Origin of the sequence: Okeania sp. SIO3I5 (genome assembly GCF_010672085.1) — a bacterium.
Taxonomy (GTDB): domain Bacteria; phylum Cyanobacteriota; class Cyanobacteriia; order Cyanobacteriales; family Microcoleaceae; genus Trichodesmium.
The window spans coordinates 1-17,678 of sequence record NZ_JAAHHT010000014.1 but is presented as its reverse complement, the minus strand read 5'-3'; the positions used below and the strand labels follow the sequence as shown (position 1 = coordinate 17,678).

Annotated in this window: 17 protein-coding genes and 2 pseudogenes; 16 read left to right on the top strand and 3 right to left on the bottom strand. The window is 32.4% G+C overall.

The annotated features are described in order from the left end of the window. The 14 genes and pseudogenes from F6K40_RS04890 to gor form a co-directional block, all read left to right on the top strand. Window positions 1–224, top strand: a 224-nt coding sequence (locus tag F6K40_RS04890; RefSeq protein ID WP_293132181.1) for a Uma2 family endonuclease, incomplete at its 5' end; no start/stop codon positions are given. A 2-nt stretch (window positions 225–226) separates the two neighbouring features. After that, window positions 227–652, top strand: a pseudogene (locus F6K40_RS04885) (Uma2 family endonuclease); the annotation flags it as partial. Window positions 653–666: 14 nt separating this feature from the next. Continuing rightward, window positions 667–828 (top strand): hypothetical protein, encoded by a 162-nt coding sequence (locus F6K40_RS41315; RefSeq protein WP_375340549.1) that lies wholly within the window; start codon window positions 667–669, stop codon window positions 826–828. Window positions 829–879: 51 nt separating this feature from the next. Then, a pseudogene (locus F6K40_RS41310) lies at window positions 880–1,251 on the top strand (Uma2 family endonuclease); the annotation flags it as partial. A gap of 41 nt (window positions 1,252–1,292) precedes the next feature. Beyond that, window positions 1,293–2,273, top strand: a complete 981-nt coding sequence (locus tag F6K40_RS04875) for a cysteine synthase A (protein ID WP_293132178.1) — start codon at window positions 1,293–1,295, stop codon at window positions 2,271–2,273. Window positions 2,274–3,179: 906 nt separating this feature from the next. Beyond that, a complete protein-coding gene (locus F6K40_RS04870) occupies window positions 3,180–3,308 on the top strand; it encodes a hypothetical protein (RefSeq protein WP_293132174.1) in 129 nt (42 codons plus the stop codon). Then, window positions 3,305–4,261: an SAM-dependent methyltransferase gene (locus F6K40_RS04865; RefSeq protein WP_293132171.1), complete on the top strand. Its 957-nt coding sequence runs from the start codon at window positions 3,305–3,307 to the stop codon at window positions 4,259–4,261. Before F6K40_RS04870 ends, F6K40_RS04865 begins: the two co-directional genes overlap by 4 nt. Before the next feature lie 76 nt (window positions 4,262–4,337). Then, window positions 4,338–4,559, top strand: coding sequence for a hypothetical protein (locus tag F6K40_RS04860; protein WP_293132168.1), 222 nt, complete (start codon window positions 4,338–4,340; stop codon window positions 4,557–4,559). 12 nt (window positions 4,560–4,571) lie between these two features. Next, a complete protein-coding gene (locus F6K40_RS04855; RefSeq protein WP_293132165.1) occupies window positions 4,572–4,871 on the top strand; it encodes a hypothetical protein in 300 nt (99 codons plus the stop codon). Window positions 4,872–4,919: 48 nt separating this feature from the next. Then, window positions 4,920–5,096 carry a hypothetical protein gene (locus F6K40_RS04850; protein ID WP_293132162.1) on the top strand — a complete coding sequence of 59 codons (177 nt, stop codon included), beginning with the start codon at window positions 4,920–4,922 and terminating at the stop codon, window positions 5,094–5,096. A gap of 275 nt (window positions 5,097–5,371) precedes the next feature. Continuing rightward, window positions 5,372–5,899, top strand: coding sequence for a hypothetical protein (locus F6K40_RS04845; RefSeq protein WP_293132159.1), 528 nt, complete (start codon window positions 5,372–5,374; stop codon window positions 5,897–5,899). A gap of 48 nt (window positions 5,900–5,947) precedes the next feature. Then, on the top strand, window positions 5,948–6,220 hold the full coding sequence (locus F6K40_RS04840; RefSeq protein WP_293132156.1) for a hypothetical protein: 273 nt from the start codon (window positions 5,948–5,950) through the stop codon (window positions 6,218–6,220). A 179-nt stretch (window positions 6,221–6,399) separates the two neighbouring features. Further along, complete coding sequence (locus F6K40_RS04835; protein ID WP_293132153.1) at window positions 6,400–7,356, top strand: class I SAM-dependent methyltransferase; 957 nt, start codon at window positions 6,400–6,402, stop codon at window positions 7,354–7,356. 416 nt (window positions 7,357–7,772) lie between these two features. Next, on the top strand, window positions 7,773–9,116 hold the full coding sequence (gor, locus tag F6K40_RS04830; protein ID WP_293132151.1) for a glutathione-disulfide reductase: 1,344 nt from the start codon (window positions 7,773–7,775) through the stop codon (window positions 9,114–9,116). Window positions 9,117–10,118: 1,002 nt separating this feature from the next. Here gor and F6K40_RS41305 read toward each other — a convergent pair. The 3 genes from F6K40_RS41305 to F6K40_RS04820 all read right to left on the bottom strand — a co-directional run bounded on the left by F6K40_RS41305 (window position 10,119) and on the right by F6K40_RS04820 (window position 15,288). Next, window positions 10,119–10,811: a type ISP restriction/modification enzyme gene (locus F6K40_RS41305; RefSeq protein ID WP_375340548.1), complete on the bottom strand. Its 693-nt coding sequence runs from the start codon at window positions 10,809–10,811 to the stop codon at window positions 10,119–10,121. Then, window positions 10,703–14,317, bottom strand: coding sequence for a type ISP restriction/modification enzyme (locus F6K40_RS04825; protein WP_375340550.1), 3,615 nt, complete (start codon window positions 14,315–14,317; stop codon window positions 10,703–10,705). Before F6K40_RS04825 ends, F6K40_RS41305 begins: the two co-directional genes overlap by 109 nt. 338 nt (window positions 14,318–14,655) lie before the next feature. Then, a complete protein-coding gene (locus F6K40_RS04820; RefSeq protein ID WP_293132149.1) occupies window positions 14,656–15,288 on the bottom strand; it encodes a restriction endonuclease in 633 nt (210 codons plus the stop codon). Between the two features lie 232 nt (window positions 15,289–15,520). Between F6K40_RS04820 and F6K40_RS04815 the strand changes: the two genes are divergently transcribed. Together F6K40_RS04815 and F6K40_RS04810 are read left to right on the top strand one after the other, a co-directional pair. Beyond that, window positions 15,521–16,162: a YqiA/YcfP family alpha/beta fold hydrolase gene (locus tag F6K40_RS04815; RefSeq protein WP_293132145.1), complete on the top strand. Its 642-nt coding sequence runs from the start codon at window positions 15,521–15,523 to the stop codon at window positions 16,160–16,162. A gap of 107 nt (window positions 16,163–16,269) precedes the next feature. Further along, window positions 16,270–16,956 carry an ROK family protein gene (locus F6K40_RS04810; protein ID WP_293132142.1) on the top strand — a complete coding sequence of 229 codons (687 nt, stop codon included), beginning with the start codon at window positions 16,270–16,272 and terminating at the stop codon, window positions 16,954–16,956. Window positions 16,957–17,678: the final 722 nt, after the last annotated feature.

The window sequence follows — 17,678 nt, the reverse complement described above, 5'->3', positions numbered from 1 at the left end:
TGGAATTAATGTCACCTTCAGATAACCTAAAAACTCTCCAATCAAAAATGACAGAATATATGGAAGAACCAGGAGTAAAATTAGGTTGGTTAATTGATAGAAAGCAAAGGAAAGTTTATATTTATCGCCCAGGAATGCCTACGGAATGTTTAGAAAATCCTGAAAGTGTAAATGGAGAACCAGTATTACCTGGATTTGTTTTAAAGATGAGCAAGATTTGGTAAATAGGAAGAAAAATATGCTTGAAGAAACAATGAATTGGTCAGATGAAGATGGTACGGGTTTAGCTTTTAGTTCGAGTACAGGATTTACTCTTTCTACAGGAGCTAAAAAATCTCCCGATGCTGCTTGGATAAAATTAGAAAGATGGCAGAGTTTATCTCAAGAACAAAAGGAAAAGTTTGCTCCTATTTGCCCGGATTTTGTAGTGGAATTAATGTCACCTTCAGATAATCTGAAAACTCTCCAAGCAAAAATGACAGAATATATGCAAGAACCAGGAATAAAACTCGGTTGGTTAATAGATAGAAAAGGGAGAAAAGTTTATATTTATCGCCCAGGAATTTCTACAAAATGTTTAGAAAATCCTGAGAGTGTGAGTGGGGAAGCAGTATTGCCTGGATTTGTTTTAAAGATGAGCAAGATTTGGTAAATAGGAAGAAAAATATGCTTGAAGAAACAATGATTTTACAAATGCCTCCAAGTTTAAAAATGACAGAGGAACAATTTTTTGAATTTTGTCAAGTTAACCGAGATTTATGCATAGAAACTAATCAATTTGGAGAGTTATTAATTATGTCTCCCACTGGTTCAGAAACCGGAAATTGAGAATTTAATTTTTGTGGTTAGTTATGGGTATAGTCAGAAAAAAATGGTACAGGTTTAGCTTTTAGTTCAAGCACTGGATTTACTCTTTCTACAGGAGCTAAAAAATCTCCTGATGCTGCTTGGATAAAATTAGAAAGATGGAATAGTTTATCTCCAGAACAAAAAGAAAAATTTACTCCTATTTGCCCAGACTTTGTACTGGAATTAATTTCACCTTCAGATAATCTGAAAACTCTTTAAGCAAAAATGACAGAATACATGGAAGAACCGGGAGTAAAATTAGGTTGGTTAATTGATAGAAAGCAAAAGAAAGTTTATATTTATCGTCCTGGAATTTCTACAGAATGTTTAGAAAATCCTGAGAGTGTAAGTGGAGACCCAGTATTGCCAGGATTTGTTTTAAATATGAGCAAAGTTTGGTAAAATCTGATTTGGTAAATACTAAATAGTAGATTGGGAAAAAAATGGATATTAAACAAGGCTTTGTTGGTAGTGTTGGTAATACACCATTAATTAGATTAAATAGTTTCAGCGAAGAAACTGGATGTGAAATTTTAGGCAAAGCAGAATTTCTTAATCCAGGGGGTTCGGTAAAAGATAGAGCAGCACTTTATATTATTAAAGATGCAGAAGAAAAAGGTTTACTGAAACCTGGTGGAACAGTAGTTGAAGGAACTGCTGGTAATACAGGAATAGGTTTGGCGCATATTTGTAATGCTAAAGGTTATAAGTGTTTAATTGTTATTCCGGAAACTCAATCTATTGAAAAAATGGATGCTTTGAGAACTTTAGGTGCGGAAGTTAGACCTGTTCCAGCAGTTCCCTATAAAGACCAAAATAACTATGTGAAAATGTCAGGTAGATTAGCATCGGAAATGGAAAATGCTATCTGGGCAAATCAGTTTGATAATTTGGCAAATAGAATCGCTCATTATGAAACAACCGGACCGGAAATTTGGGAACAAACTGATGGAAAAGTAGATGGTTGGGTAGCTGCTACTGGTACAGGTGGAACTTTTGCTGGTGTGTCATTATTTTTAAAAGAAAAAAATCCGCAAATTAAAACTGTTTTAGCAGACCCCATGGGAAGCGGTCTTTATAGTTATGTGAAAACTGGGGAAATTTCTAGCGAGGGTAATTCTATTACTGAGGGTATTGGTAATAGTCGGGTAACGAAAAATATGGAGAATGTGCCGATTGATGATGCGATTCGAGTTGATGATCAAGAAGCGGTAAGAGTGGTTTATCAACTGTTAAGAAAAGACGGTTTATTTATGGGTGGTTCTGTAGGAATTAATGTTGGTGCAGCAGTAGCTTTAGCAAAACAAATGGGTCCTGGTCATACTATTGTGACTGTATTATGTGATAGTGGTTCTCGTTATCAATCAAAATTATTTAATCGTGAGTGGTTAACTGCTAAAAATTTATTGCCGGATGAGGCATAATTTTGAGAATTTATGGTGGAAAATATTCAAGTTGAGAGACTTTTATTAGTCTGTCAAAATCGCACTTGTCGGAAACAAGGTTCGTTCAATAATTAATAATTAACAATTAATAATTAATAATTAATAATTACCTCTTCTTAAAAAAAAGAGGATTGGTTAAAAGGATTTTTTTCTTTTTTCCTCCATGAAAGGAGAGGCTTTAAACCTTATTTTTTCGGAAAAAGTATGAGCTGCTTTTCAGGCATTTTATATTCTTGATATTACTATTCAAAAAAGTAGATGTTTGGGAAAATGTGGCAGCGGACTAATGGTTTTAGTTTTACCAGAAGAAGTTTGGTATAGTCGCGTTTATTATCAAAATATTTCAGTAATTATGGAACAACATTTCCTGAGTATACTACCTGTTAAATAAATGCTTTATTCTAAGTTTCATTTGATTAAATAGTAATTAAATATAGCAGTACAAGTCAAGGCGAGAAAAAGATTTTAAATTCTACATTAATACCTGGATAAAACTCTTTTCGAGAATCTCCTAATTTTAGGTCTTAACTTATATTTGTAGTGCTATATCTGAGAAATATTACCTCTACTAATAACTTTAAAAAAATTCTTACTAAAGCTTAAGTCGGTAGTGAGATTACTTTAAAAGTTGCCTACCATAAATCATTACTGTAGCGAACATTTAGGAAATTGGGATAACGAGACTTTAAGGAATTTATTTTATGGAACAATCAAAACTTAATCAATCACAGTTTATAACTTCTGCCTAAAGTCAGAGGCTTGAAATAAGGAAAATATTTTTGATTTTTTCATGGTTGTACGAACGAGGCTTGAATCCTTAATTAAACAATTATTGAAATTCAATTAGAATCAAAATTTTTGAACTTTGAATTTAAAATTCAAAAAATGCTCAAAATATTAGTTGGTTGTATTTTGTTTTTCAGAAGTTTTGAAAATATTAGTTTTGGGGTGGCGATCGCTTATCTGAAAAAAATTATGCTATTTAACCATAATTTGATAAAAATAAGTCAATGAATAAAAAATTTCAAGAATTTAATGAACAACGTATCCTTTCCCATGGAAATCAAAAAGAAAGTCTTGAAGAAACTATAGATAGGATAAAAAAAAGAATTATTAATACTGGAGATAAACCCCATGTTACTGTTGCTAGACAATTGGAATTTATTAATGAATTGGCAAGTTTTCCTTTAGGGAAATTTTTATTACAAAATAGAGGTTTAAATGGCTATTGGATAGATTATCTAATGGAACATCCGTATCAAGGAAGGGTGAAAGGTATAGATACAAAAGGTCGTAGTTTAACAAAATTTGAAAAGTATTTATTGGATAATGATCCTATTTTCCTTGCTACACAAGAAAGATATATCAATTGTGGTAAAGTTATTCAGAATTATTTACAAGAAGGTTTAGTTTTTGCTTCCTTACCTTGTGGAGGAATGAGAGATTTGTTGAAGTTGGATTTTTCAGGGGTAAATAATTTACGTATAGTCGGAATTGATATTGACTATGAAAGTTTAGAATTGGCAAAAAAATTAGCTGAAGAATATGGGTTATCTGAAAAAGTAGAATTCCATCACCAAGATGCTTGGAAGTTGCCCTTTGAAGATGAATTTACACTATTAATCAGCAATGGTTTAAATGCTTATGAACCAGATGATAACAAACGGACAGACTTATATCAACAGTTTTTCCAAGCATTAATACCAGGAGGTATCTTGGTAACTAGCTTTATTACTCCACCCCCAGATTTATACTCCTATTCTGAATGGGATATAAATCAGATTAATTCAAAGGATTTATTACTTTCAAAAATTATATTTTTGGATATATTGGATTTTAAAGTTACAGGATTGAGAAGTTCATTAACGACAAAATTACAATTACAAACTGTTGGTTTTGATGACATAGAATTAATTTGGGATAATGCTAGAATATGCCCAATAGTAGTGGCACGTAAACCTAAATAAGTTATGGAAAAACCATTACTTTTACAGATATTCAGCAGTTAATCAAATTAACAGTGAATTTAATTAAAGTAAGCTAATGACTCAACAATCTCAAGAACTTAATGAACAACGTATCCTTTCCCATGAAAATCAAAATGAAAGTCTTGAAGAAACTATAGAAAGGATTAAACAAAGAATTATTCAGACTGGAGATAAACCCCATGTTACTGTTGCCAGACAATTGCAAATTCTCAATCAATTAGCAGATTTTCCTTTAGGGAAATTTTTATTACAAAATGGAGGTTTAAATGGCTATTAGACAGATTATGTAATGGAACACCAATATAGAGGAAGAGTTACTGGTATTGATGCACAAGATTGTACTTTAAAAGAATTAGAAAAATTTATTTTGGAGAGAAATGATCGTGTTCTTGCTACGCAACAAAGATATGTCAATTTCGGTAAAGTTATTCAGAATTATCTGCAAGAGGATATAGTTTTTGCTTCCTTACCTTGTGGGGTAATGAGAGATTTGTTGAAGTTTGATTTTACTGGAGTAGATAATTTTCGTTTAGTGGGGATTGATATTGACTTTGAAAGTTTAGAATTGGCAAAAAAATTAGCTAAATAATATGGGTTATCTGAAAAAGTAGAATTCCATCAGGAAGATGCTTGGAATATGCCTTTTCAAAATGAATTTACACTATTAACTTGCTATGGTTTACATATTTATGAACCCGATGAAAGAAAATTCACCGAGTTATATAAACAGTTTTTCAAGGCATTAATGTCAGGAGGCATATTAGTAACTAGCTTTACAACCAAATCCCCAGATGTTAACCCTAATTCAGAATGAGATATGAGTCAGATTAATTCAGAATATTTGCTACTTTCAAAAATTATATTTTTTGATATATTAGATGTTAAATTTACAGCTTTTAGAAGTTCATAAACAACAAAATTACAACTATAAACTGTTAGTTTTGATGACATAGAATTTATTTGGGAGAATGCTAGAATGTACCCAAAAGTAGTGGCGCGTCAACCTAAATAGAGTGTGGAGAAGCTGTTGATTTTACAGATATTCAACAGTTAATAAAATCAACAATGCAATTTAATTAAAATAGAATTATGACTAAACAATCTCAAGAATTTAATGAACAACGGGTTCTCTCTCATGGAAATCAAAATGAAACTATTCAACAAACCATAGACAGAATCAAACAGAGAATTATTCAGACTGGAGATAAATCTCATGTTACTGTTGCTAGACAATTAGAACTTCTGAATGAATTAGTAGGTTTTCCTTTAGGACAATTTTTATTACAAAATAGAGGTTTAAATGGCTATTGGACAGATTATGTAATTGAACATCAGTATCAAGGAAAGGTGACAGGTATTGATAGGGAAGGTCGTAGTTTAACAGAATTGGAAAAATTTTTGTTGGATAAAAGTTTCTTGGCGACACAACAAAGATATGTCAATTTCAGTAAAATTATTCAGAGTTATGTGAGAGATAATTTAGTTTTTGCTTCCTTACTTTGTGGGGTAATGAGAGATTTGTTGAAGTTGGATTTTACTGGAGTAGAAAATTTTCGTTTAGTGGGAATTGATATTGACTTTGAAAGTTTAGAACTGGCAAAAAAATTAGCTAAATAATATGGGTTATCTGAAAAAGTATAATTCCATCAGGAAGACGCTTGGCATATGCCTTTTGAAAATGAATTTACACTATTAACTTGCCATGGTTTACATATTTATGAACCCGATGATGAAAAAGTCACCGAGTTATATAAACAGTTTTTCAAAGCATTAATGCCAGGAGGCATATTAGTAACTAGCTTTACAACCAAATCTCCAGATGTTGACCCTAATTCAGAATGGGATATGAGTCAGATTAATTCAGAAGATTTATTACTTTCAAAAATTATATTTTTTGATATATTAGATGTTAAATTTACAGCCTTTAGAAGTTCATAAACAACAAAATTACAACTGCAAACTGTTGGCTTTGATGAGATAGAATTGATTTGGAATAATGCAAGAATTTACCCAACAGTAGTGGCGCGTCAACCTAAATAGAGTGTGGAGAAGCTGTTGATTTTACAGATATTCAACAGTTAATAAAATCAACAATGCAATTTAATTACAATAGAATTATGACTAAACAATCTCAAGAACTTAATGAACAACGTATCCTCTCTCATGGAAATCAAAATGAAACTCTTCAACAAACCATAGAAAGGGTTAAACAGAGAATTATTCAGACTGGAGATAAACCCCATGTTACTGTTGCCAGACAATTAGAACTTCTCAATGAGTTAGTAGGTTTTCCTTTAGGAAAGTTTTGGTTACAAAATCGTGGTTTAAATGGCTATTGGACAGATTATGGAATAGAACATCAATATCAAAGAAGGATTAGTGGTATTGATACAGAAGGTCGTAGTTTAACAGAATTGGAAAAGTTTATATTGGACAAAAATCCTTTTCCCCTTGCTGCGCAACAAAGATACATCAATTGCGGTAAAATTATTCAGAATTATGTGCAAGAGGATATAGTTTTTACTTCCTTACCTTCTGGGGTAATGAGAGATTTGTTGAAGTTGGATTTTACAGGTGTGGAAAATTTTCGTTTAGTGGGAATTGATATTGACTATGAAAGTTTAGAGTTGGCAAAAAAATTAGCTGAAGAATATGGGTTATCTGATCAAGTAGAATTCCATCAGGAAGATGCTTGGAATCTGTCTTTTAAAGATGAATTTACACTATTAAATAGCCATGGTTTAAATATTTATGAGCCAGATGATGATAAAGTAACGGAGTTATATCACCAGTTTTTCCAAGCATTAATCCCAGGAGGTATATTAGTCACTAGCTTTATGACTCCATCCCCAAATATTGACCCCAATTCAGAATGGGATATGAGTCAGATTAATCCAGATGATCTATTGCTCTCAAAAATTATATTTTTTGATTTAATAGATATAAAATTTACAGCATTTAGAAGTTCCTCAACCACAAAATTACAACTACAAACTGTTGGTTTTGATGACATAGAATTGATTTGGGATAATGCAAGAATATATCCTACAGTAACAGCACGGAAACCTAAATAAGTAAGCATTCAGCGGTCAGCTATCAGCTATCAGCTATAAGTTATTAAGTAGCTAAGTTGGATTAGGAGTTGCTCTCTTAATCTCAAAGCATTGAGAGAGAAATAAGGTGCTTTTGAAATTAGTCATTAACTAACCTTAAGTAACTTGTTAATTCTTACGGTAGAAGTTGATTATTTAACAAAAAAAAATTGGCTGGTATTCCAACTTGAGAAATAAATTTTGTGCAACAAAACTTCCTACCTAACAAATTTGTTTACCCCACTGAAATATTAATAGTTGAATTGATTTACAAAATGTTATAATCTACTAAGCAAAATAAGTAAATGGACAACAAAGATTGAGATTTAGCATCATTGAAATGATGTAATTAATTCTGTCAGACTACTTATGTTATAGGAATCAAAGGGTATTAAATTATGGCATACGATTACGATTTATTTGTGATAGGTGCAGGTTCAGGAGGGTTAGCATCTTCAAAAAGAGCAGCATCTTATGGAGCAAAAGTAGCGATCGCTGAAAATGATTTAGTTGGAGGGACTTGCGTTATTAGAGGATGTGTACCGAAAAAACTGATGGTTTACGGTTCGAGATTTTCTCACTTATATAAAGATGCGGTGGGTTATGGTTGGAGTGAAGTAGAACCTAGTTTTGATTGGCATAAATTAAGAGATGCTGTGAATACTGAAGTTCTACGTCTGAATAAATTACATATCACTTTCCTAGAAAAAGCAGGGGTAGAGTTAATAGAAGGATATGCCAAATTTCTTGACCCCCATACTGTAGAAGTAGGCGATCGGAAGTTTACAGCAAATAAAATTTTAATTGCTGTTGGTGGTAAACCAGAAAAAATCAATATTCCCGGAATTGAACATAGTGTTACTTCTCGTGAAATGTTCCACCTCACAGAAAAACCAAAAAGAATGGCAGTTTGGGGAGGCGGTTATATCGGTGTCGAATTTGCTGGAATTTTAAATGGTTTAGGCACCGAAGTTACTCAAATTATTCGTCGAGATTTAATTTTACGAGGATTTGACGAAGACATTTGCAGCAATATTCAAGAAGGAATGACAAAACATGGCATTAACTTCCGCACCAATACAAATGTAGAAAAAATTGAGAAAGTTCCAGAAGGGTTAAAAGTTCACTTGAGTGGAGAAAACGCTGAACCCTTAATAGTTGATACATTCCTCTGCGCAACTGGTCGTAAACCAAATTTAGCAGGTTTAAATCTAGAAAATGCTGGAGTCGAAACACTCAGAGGTGCAGTTGCTGTGGGTAACAACTGTCGCACGACTCAACCAAATATTTACGCTGTGGGAGACTGTATAGATAAAGCAAATTTGACCCCAGTTGCTATTGCTCAAGGTCGCGCTTTTGCTGATACTGAATTTGGTAATATTCCCAGAGCAATTTCTCTAGAAAATATCCCCACTGCTATTTTCTCAGATCCAGAAGGAGGAACAGTAGGTCTGACAGAAGCAGCAGCAAGAGAAAAATTTGGAGACTCCATCAAATGTTACCGCGCCAAGTTTCGCCCAATGTTCCACAGTTTCACAGGTGCAGAGGATAAAGTAATGGTGAAATTGGTGGTCGAAGGTAATACTGACAGAGTTTTAGGAGTACACATGGTCGGTAAAGATGCTGGTGAAATTATCCAGGGTATGGCGATCGCTGTAAATATGGGCGCAACCAAAGCAGACTTTGACCGGACTATTGGTATTCACCCTTCCACTTCAGAAGAGTTAGTAACTCTACGTTGAAGAATTTAGAATTTAGAATTCAGAAGTTAGTAGGGGTGATTTGCTGCAGAGTTCTCCGCAAACGCGAATTACCCTTGAGGAATTTAGAATTTAGAATTCAGAATTCAGAACTGGAGTTTAGACACTACATATAGTAGAAAATCTGGATAAAAACTCAGACGTCTTAGTATATGTAGTGTTGAGAACTAATTTATTGTCTCAGTTCTGAGATAGAGAGGAGCGATCGCTATTTTCTCTAGTTTAATGTAAGGAGCAAAATGTATAGGACTTAGGGAAAGACACTACATATAGTAGAAAATCTGGATAAAAACTCCAACGTCTTAGTATATGTAGTGTTTATAAATAATTTATTGCCTCAGTTATCAGATAGAGAGGAGCGATCGCTATTTTCTCTCATTTAATGGAGTAGGCAAACATATAGAACTTAGGGAAAGACACTACATATAGTAGAAAATCTGGATAAAAACTCCAACGTCTTAGTATATGTAGTGTTTATAAATAATTTATTGCCTCAGTTATCAGATAGATAGGAGCGATCGCTTGAGGAATTTAGAATTTAGAATTCAGAATTCAGAATTCAGAAGTGGAGTTGAGACACTACATATAGTAGAAAATCTGGATAAAAACTCCAACGTTTTAGTATATGTAGTGTTGAGAACTAATTTATTGCCTCAGTTCTCAGATAGATAGGAGCGATCGCTATTTTCTCTGGTTTAATATAAGGGGCAAAATATATAGAACTTATGGAAAAACACTATATATAGTAGAAAATCTGGATAAAAACTCCAACGTCTTAGTATATGTAGTGTTTAAAACTAATTGATTGTCTCAGTTCTGAGATAGAGAGGAGCGATCGCTTGAGGAATTGAGAATTGAGAATTCTGAAGTGGAGTTGAGACACTACATATAGTAGAAATTCTGGTGAAAAACTCCAACGTCTTAGTATATGTAGTGTTGAGAACTAATTTATTGCCTTAGTTCTCAGATAGATAGGAGCGATCGCTATTTCCTTTCGTTTAATGCAGGTAAGTTGTTAACTATTTTGACTGTTTCTAGACTTACTCTGACTACCCTTTTTACTAAGTTTACTATGTAACGGGATTCTTCTGACCAGTTGTTAGGGTCGTTGACTATTCCACTATTTTTATCTTTGGTAATTTTATATCTTTCTATTACCCATTCTAATGCTGATTTTCCATTAACTATATATTGGTAAGTTTCTAGGGGAATTTGTGATAAGGTCAGTTTACTGTTATAGATAATGATGGTTTTATCTATGCCGTTTTTGTTTTTACCAAATGTCATTTTTTCGACTCGATAATCTTCTTCATCTAAGAATAAGTCTTTTTTAAATTCTTCTAATTCATAAGGTTCTATAGTTTCATACTTTAAATGCCAATATGCTAATTCTTTTCCTGCTTTACTGAATTTCCCAAAATTTTTGGTGTAGGGAATGCGGGGTAACATTTTTTTTAGGTCTGCTGCAAATCTTTGTTTATATTCTGGAGAGTGGAGAACTCCATAAATGTAATAAAAGATGTCTTGTTTAGTGATGGTTTTTTCTTTATATTCTGTCTGGAAGTCTTTTAATATAGTGTCGGGAATATTTGATTTTTGGTGTATTCTTCCGTGTTGGTTGTGGCAAATAGTTCGCCTAAGTCGCTTTGTTTTGCGTAGGTATATAAAGGAAAACATTGACTTTTTGAAACTAATTCTAAATCAGGTAAAAAATTAGTTATTAAAGCTGAAAAATCTTTTGTTGAACCAATTCCAGTTACACAAATTGCTAAATTTTCTACGTTTTGATTAGGAAATATTTTTGGCATTTGGTAAACACAGTTATTTAGGTATCTATTAAAGTAATAAATGTGTTTACAAAAAGGGCGGTAAATTCCTTTCGTTACTTCATCTTGATTAAATATATGTATTTTAAATTTACCGCAATCATCTTTTAATTCTCTTGTCCAACTAATCTTTTTAACATCAGTATCAATAAAACTTTCTACCTGTTTTTTTCTTTGTTCAGCATTAGTCAAAGTTTGACCTTTTATATATTTTTTAAACCCTTCAACTTGTTGATTATAAAAATCAATCATTCTCGTCATATTATCAACAACTGATTGATGGGAAAAATTATAAACCCAAGTATCTCTACAAGTCATTACTCCTCTTGAATACACATCAAAAATAGTTTTAGTAGTTGCATTTTTCTTATCTCCTAAAGAAATAAAAGTTTCAAAAATATCATTACGTTGATTAATCCAATCATAATTTTCATTCGGTGTTATTTCTTGCCATGGGATAGTTGAAATATCAGCAAAATCTTTAATGGTATGTAGTTTCTGTTCCCGACTTAAATAATCACCAATATCATAATAAAATAATTTACTTTCCTGTTTTTTCTCAGGATTTTTGATTAACAAAATAATAGCAATAGTAGCACGACTACCTGAACCAAAAATTTTACCTCCTTCTTTTCTTGATTGTTCTCCAGAAGTTCTTTGATTTCCTCTTAAATTAAAACAATAAATACTCGTAAATTCATCTACTAAACATTTTCTGAAACCATCCATTGCATTATTATCAATGAATGAACCATTACTAACGAAACAAACTATCCCTTTATCTTTTATTCTATCACTTGCCCATCTAAAACCGCGAATATAAGAATCATAAAGACTGTTTTTTAAAGTAGCACTAGAGTATTTAGCATAGGTACTTCTAATTTCTTCATCTAACTTTTTATATTTGATATTTTTATTCCCATCATTTTCACTTATTTGACCAGCAGAATAAGGAGGATTACCAATAATAACAGTAATATCTTTTTGCTTTTGCTCAATTACCCGTTGATTATTTTCAGGAAAAATCTTTTCCATCAAATAACCCTGATTTTTAAACATTTGAAAAGTATCAGTCAAAACAATTCTATTAAAACTTTGATAACCTCCTAAATCATTAGAAAACTTTTCACTCCAAGGGCGGTTTTTATCCGTTAACTCTCCTGAAACAAACGACTCTCCCTCCGAAGCAATCTCACCAGGATTAGAAATTGCTTCGGATAAATTATCATTATCAATATTAATATTATCCTCTTGTTTATTCCGCCTCGCAATGACAGATTCTGAAAAAGATTGACTTAAAAAATGATAAGTTTCCTCAATATTAATCGCTGCAATATAATAAGCTAATAAAACAATCTCATTCGCGTGTAACTCGTAACCAAACTTTCGTGGTAAATCCTCCTTTTTAATCAACCCACTTTGCAACAATCTCACCATAAAAGTACCCGTACCAGTAAACGGATCTAAAATATGTACACCCTCATCAGTTAAACCCAAACCAAACTCATTTTTCAAAGCAAAATCAGAACTTTTAATAATAAAATCAACCACCTCCACCGGAGTATAAACAATACCCAATCTTTCCGATAACCGAGGAAAAGCAGTACGGAAAAATTTATCATATAACTCAGTAATTACCCTCTGTTTACCCTCCGCATTATCAATACGACTAGCACGTTTCCTCACACTGTCATAAAACTTTTCTAAACCTCTAACTTCCTTCTTCAAAGATTCACCTTCCAACACATCCAACATTTTTTGCATTGTCTGAGAAACCGGATTAAACTTAGTAAACTCATACCCTTCAAACAAAGCATCAAAAACAGGTTTAGTAATTAAATGTTGAGACAACATTTCAATCGCTTCATCCTCAGTCACATTAGGATTAATATTTTGATGTAACCCTGCTAAAAAATCATCAAAAACCTGTTTTATAGATGAATTTCCATTTGCCCCTACCAATAAACCCTTAATCCTAGAAATATGATTTTCAGCAATTTTTGCCACATCTTTTGCCCAATCTTCCCAATAACGACGATTACCACATTTAACAACAATTTTTGCATAAATAGCATCTCGCCATTCTTCCACAGGGAAATTTAAGTTGAACTCCAATTGTTTATAGGAACTATCTACATTTGTACCCGCAGAATCATCTTTTTCCTTACCACCTACCCCCAAAATACTAACTTTATCGGGACGGCGTTTATTCAAGTCAATTTTATTGACAGTATCGTTAAACCTATCATCATGTGCCCGTAAAGCCTGTAAAACTTGCCAAATTACCTTATATTTTTGATTATCCTTCAAAGCAACATTAGGAGAAATATCTGCCGGAATACCAACAGGCAAAATAATATAACCATACTTTTTCCCCTCAGCTTTTCGCATCACCCTCCCCACAGACTGAACCACATCCACCACAGAATTTCGAGGAGTAAGAAACATCACCGCATCCAACGCCGGAACATCAACTCCTTCCGATAAACACCGAGCATTAGACAAAATTCTACAGATATTTTCTTGAGTATTAGTGTCAGCTTTTAGCCATTCTAATTTGTCATTTCTTTCTAAAGAATTTTGTGTACCATCAACATGAGCTAATTCACATTGTAAAAAATCCTCATCATCAGGATTTAACTGTTGATATTGATTAATAATTTCAGCAAATAATTTGACAATTTTTTGGGAATCTTTAATACTCCGGGAAAAAGCAACCGCCCGTTTCATCGGGTAATTATCTTCTATTTCCTCCCCAGTCGCATCCTTAAGTAAACGTTTTGATAAACCATTCCAACAACCAACAATTTTTACCGCATCATCCAAATTTAATTCATTATTTGCATCAGCTAACTGTTGTTGAAAAGTTGCACTAACAAACTTTTCATCAACTGCCAAAACCATCACCTTATAATCAGTTAATAAACCCGTACTAACCGCTTCACCAAAACCCAAACGATGAAATTCTTGACCGTAAATATCTGAATCATCCATCGAACATAAAAAAGCATCATTTTCCCTAGCTTGAACCTTAGTATCATCGCTAAAAATTTTCGGAGTTGCTGTCATGTAAAGCCGTTTTTTAGCCTTAACAAAATCTTGATTATGAACCTTCACAAAATAAGATTCATCCGTTCCAGCAATAATTACTCCCGTAGTTCTATGTGCCTCATCACAAATGATTAAATCTAATTCTGGCAAACCAATTTTTTGAGCTTCAGATATTGCTTGAATAGATTGATAAGTAGAAAAAATAACAGTCAATTCTGCTTGATTTTCTTGATTTTGTAGAAACCTTTCATGCAACATCTCTACATTTTCGTTCTTATTAAAATTTTGGGTATTATTATCACAGATTTTTTGGTAAGACTCAATAATATCTTGAGCATTAGTTGTGGGAAGAAAAGCTAAATCATTAACAGTAATATCAGCATTATCATCACTTTTAGATTTCCTCTTATTTTTGCCAACCTTAGTATCAGAACAAACCGCAATACTATGAAAATCAATATCACTTTCTGCCGTTTATTTTCTCTAGGAAACTGTTTAACAATTTTAAAAGAAGTAAAAGTTTTACCGAAAAATTTGGGTTAAAAGCCTCCCCTTGGATAGGGGATAATAAATAAAAATTTTCATAATTAGTCAATCCTATCGGTTTCAAGGAGAGGTAATTATTAATTATTCATTATTAATTATTAATTATTAATTATTAATTGTTGAACAGTACCACAAGCCATAATTAACTTCCCTCTATCCGCAGTTTCAAAACCAGCGAGAACTTTTTCAATAGCTATTTCTTGATGTGGTCTGATTTGTTTTTTAGGTTTAAGTTCTAAATTATCAGGATTCTTGAAACTGTATTTATCCCAATCAATAGAACTATTCGCTAAATCATAAATCGTAGCCCGAACAACAGGAATTTGTTGATTTTCTAAAGCAGCTTCAGCATTTTTACTCCACTTATTAGTAGTAGAAATAATCATGCGTTTTTTAAATAAATTTGTTCCTGAAGCAGTAAAAAATGAATCTATATCTGATTTTTCTAAAGTCTGGTCTGGAGAATAACATTTACATTGAATCGCACAATAATCTCCAGTATCCCGTACTAATCCCACCAAATCAATACCAGTATCAGGCATATTTCCCCGCTTAGGAAAATCCATCCATAACCAAACTTCGCTAAAATACTGTTGATAATTAGGCTCCTTTTTGAGATAATTTAACATTAATTTTTCAAATTTCTCACCTAATTCACGAGGAGAATGGGAATTTTCTCTAAAATTATCTAATATTTCAAATATAGAGGACTTAGACTTAGACTTACTCATATCTACATCAATTTAGCTTTTGATTCTAAACCCTACTATGTTAATGTTCTTTAGTGGAGTAAAGCCAATGTTTAGCAAAATTTTTAATATTTGCTATTAAGATTGTTTGATAACCATAAAATCTAGATTTATATCTAGTCCCCAAGTCTAACAAAAAGATATATTTGCTAATAACTGATAACTAATTTATCTAACACCCACCTAATTTTTATATTCAATTTGACTTAAAAAAATGCTGAATAATTACACCTATATTTACTTACATGGATTTGCCTCTAGTCCCAGGTCTAACAAAGCGATATATTTACGCGATCGCTTCGCTGAAATTAACATTAACCTCAAAATTATTGACTTAAATAAAGATGATTTTTTTCATCTAACTCTTAGTAGGCAAATACATCAAGTTGAGTTAGAAATTACCAATAAATCTACACCAATAATATTAATTGGTTCTAGCTTTGGAGGTTTAACATCTACTTTTTTAGCAGAGAGAAATCTAAATATCAAAGCAATAATATTACTCGCGCCATCCTTTAATTTTTTATCCCATTTACAACAAAATTTTGGAGAAGAAAAATTACAAAAATGGCAAAAAAGAGGAAATTACTGGATCTATCATTATGGAGAAAAAAGTTATTCCCTGTTGAGCTACAATTTTATAATAGATTTGATGAACTATCAGGAAAACAAATTACAACGTGCTTTGCCGACTTTAATTTTTCATGGTTTAAATGATAATATAATTCCTATTCAAGCAAGCAGAGAATTTGCCAGTCAACGGCCTTGGGTAAACTTAATAGAACTTGATAGTAACCATACTTTAGGGAATGTTATGCCCAAAATTTGGTCAGAAATTAATCAGTTTTTTCAGTAAAATTTTACTCACATAAATAATTAAAATAAGCTTATAAATAGTCTGAGAATCAAAAAATAGTAACTATTATAATCAAGAATATATCAGTAATAAACTAAGAGAAAACTATGCAAACTTTAGCTGTTGATATTGGTGGCAGTGGAATTAAAGTAATAGCCTTAAATGAATCAGGAGAAGCCACCACAGAACGTAGTCGAACAGAAACACCAAAGCCAGCAAAACCAGCACCAATATTAACAGAAATTGTATCTTTAGCAGCAACACAAGGAGAATTTGACAGAGTATCCGTAGGTTTTCCTGGTGTAGTAATGGGTGGCATTATTAAAACAGCAGTTAATTTAGATCCTGACTGGGTAGGGTTTGATTTGGCAGCAGTACTTTCAGAAAGATTAGGGAAACCTGTACGAGTTGCTAATGATGCAGATATTCAGGGATTAGGAACAATTAAAGGCCAAGGAGTGGAATTAGTCCTAACCTTGGGTACTGGTTTTGGTTCGGCATTATTCGTAGATGGGAAATTAGTGCCAAATTTAGAAATGGGTCATCATCCGTTCCGTAAAGGTGAAACTTATGAGGAACAATTAGGAAGAGCTGCATTAGATGACGTTGGTAAAAAAAAGTGGAATGAACGCTTAGAAAAAGCGATCGCTACTCTAGAACATCTTTTTAATTGCGATTATATTTATCTAGGTGGAGGAAATACCAAAAAAATTACATTTGATTTACCAGCAAATGTCAAAATAGTGCCGAATGTGAATGGTTTATTAGGTGGTATTGCCTTGTGGCGAGATTAAAAAAAACAATCAAATGGGGACAGATAACTTCAGTTATCAGTTATCACTTATGAACGTAATCCCACTAATAATATTTTTGCTGAAAAGCCCAAATATTGTTAAAAATAAAAACGAAAAATCCTGCTTTTCAGGAAAATTTTACTTAAGTCAATAAGCATTTTTAAAATAGTGGGAATTGAGTTTTATATTCTAGTTGACCCTCGAACTGATAAAAACACTATCAGTAATTGATTTATTTAGTTAATGGTTATAAAGAATTTCACTAACATTTCAATCTTCAATAACAATAGTGCTGTCGTTCTTAGTAAGCTCATCAATTTATGAACTGCATCTTTACCGAAAAATTTTGGTTTAAAGCCTCCCCTTGGATAGGGGATAATAAATAAAAATTTTTATGATTAGTCAATCCTCTTCTTTTCAAGGAGAGGTAATAATTAATAATTAATTATTCATTATTAATTATTAATTGTTGAAGGATATTAGCTATTCTTCTATATAATTTAGGTATTTTGGGTTGTAGTTTTTTCCAGTTAGCAGATGCCACGTTTTTATGACAATATAGATATTCCACATAATACAATCTAGCTTGAAATCTCCAATAAGATTTTTACCGAAAAAAGAAGGTTTAAAGCCTCTCCTTTCCAGGAGGAAAAGCGGTCGTTAACCTTTGCGATAGCATTCCTTCATTAATGGATAATGGATAATTACCTCTCCCTTTTAGA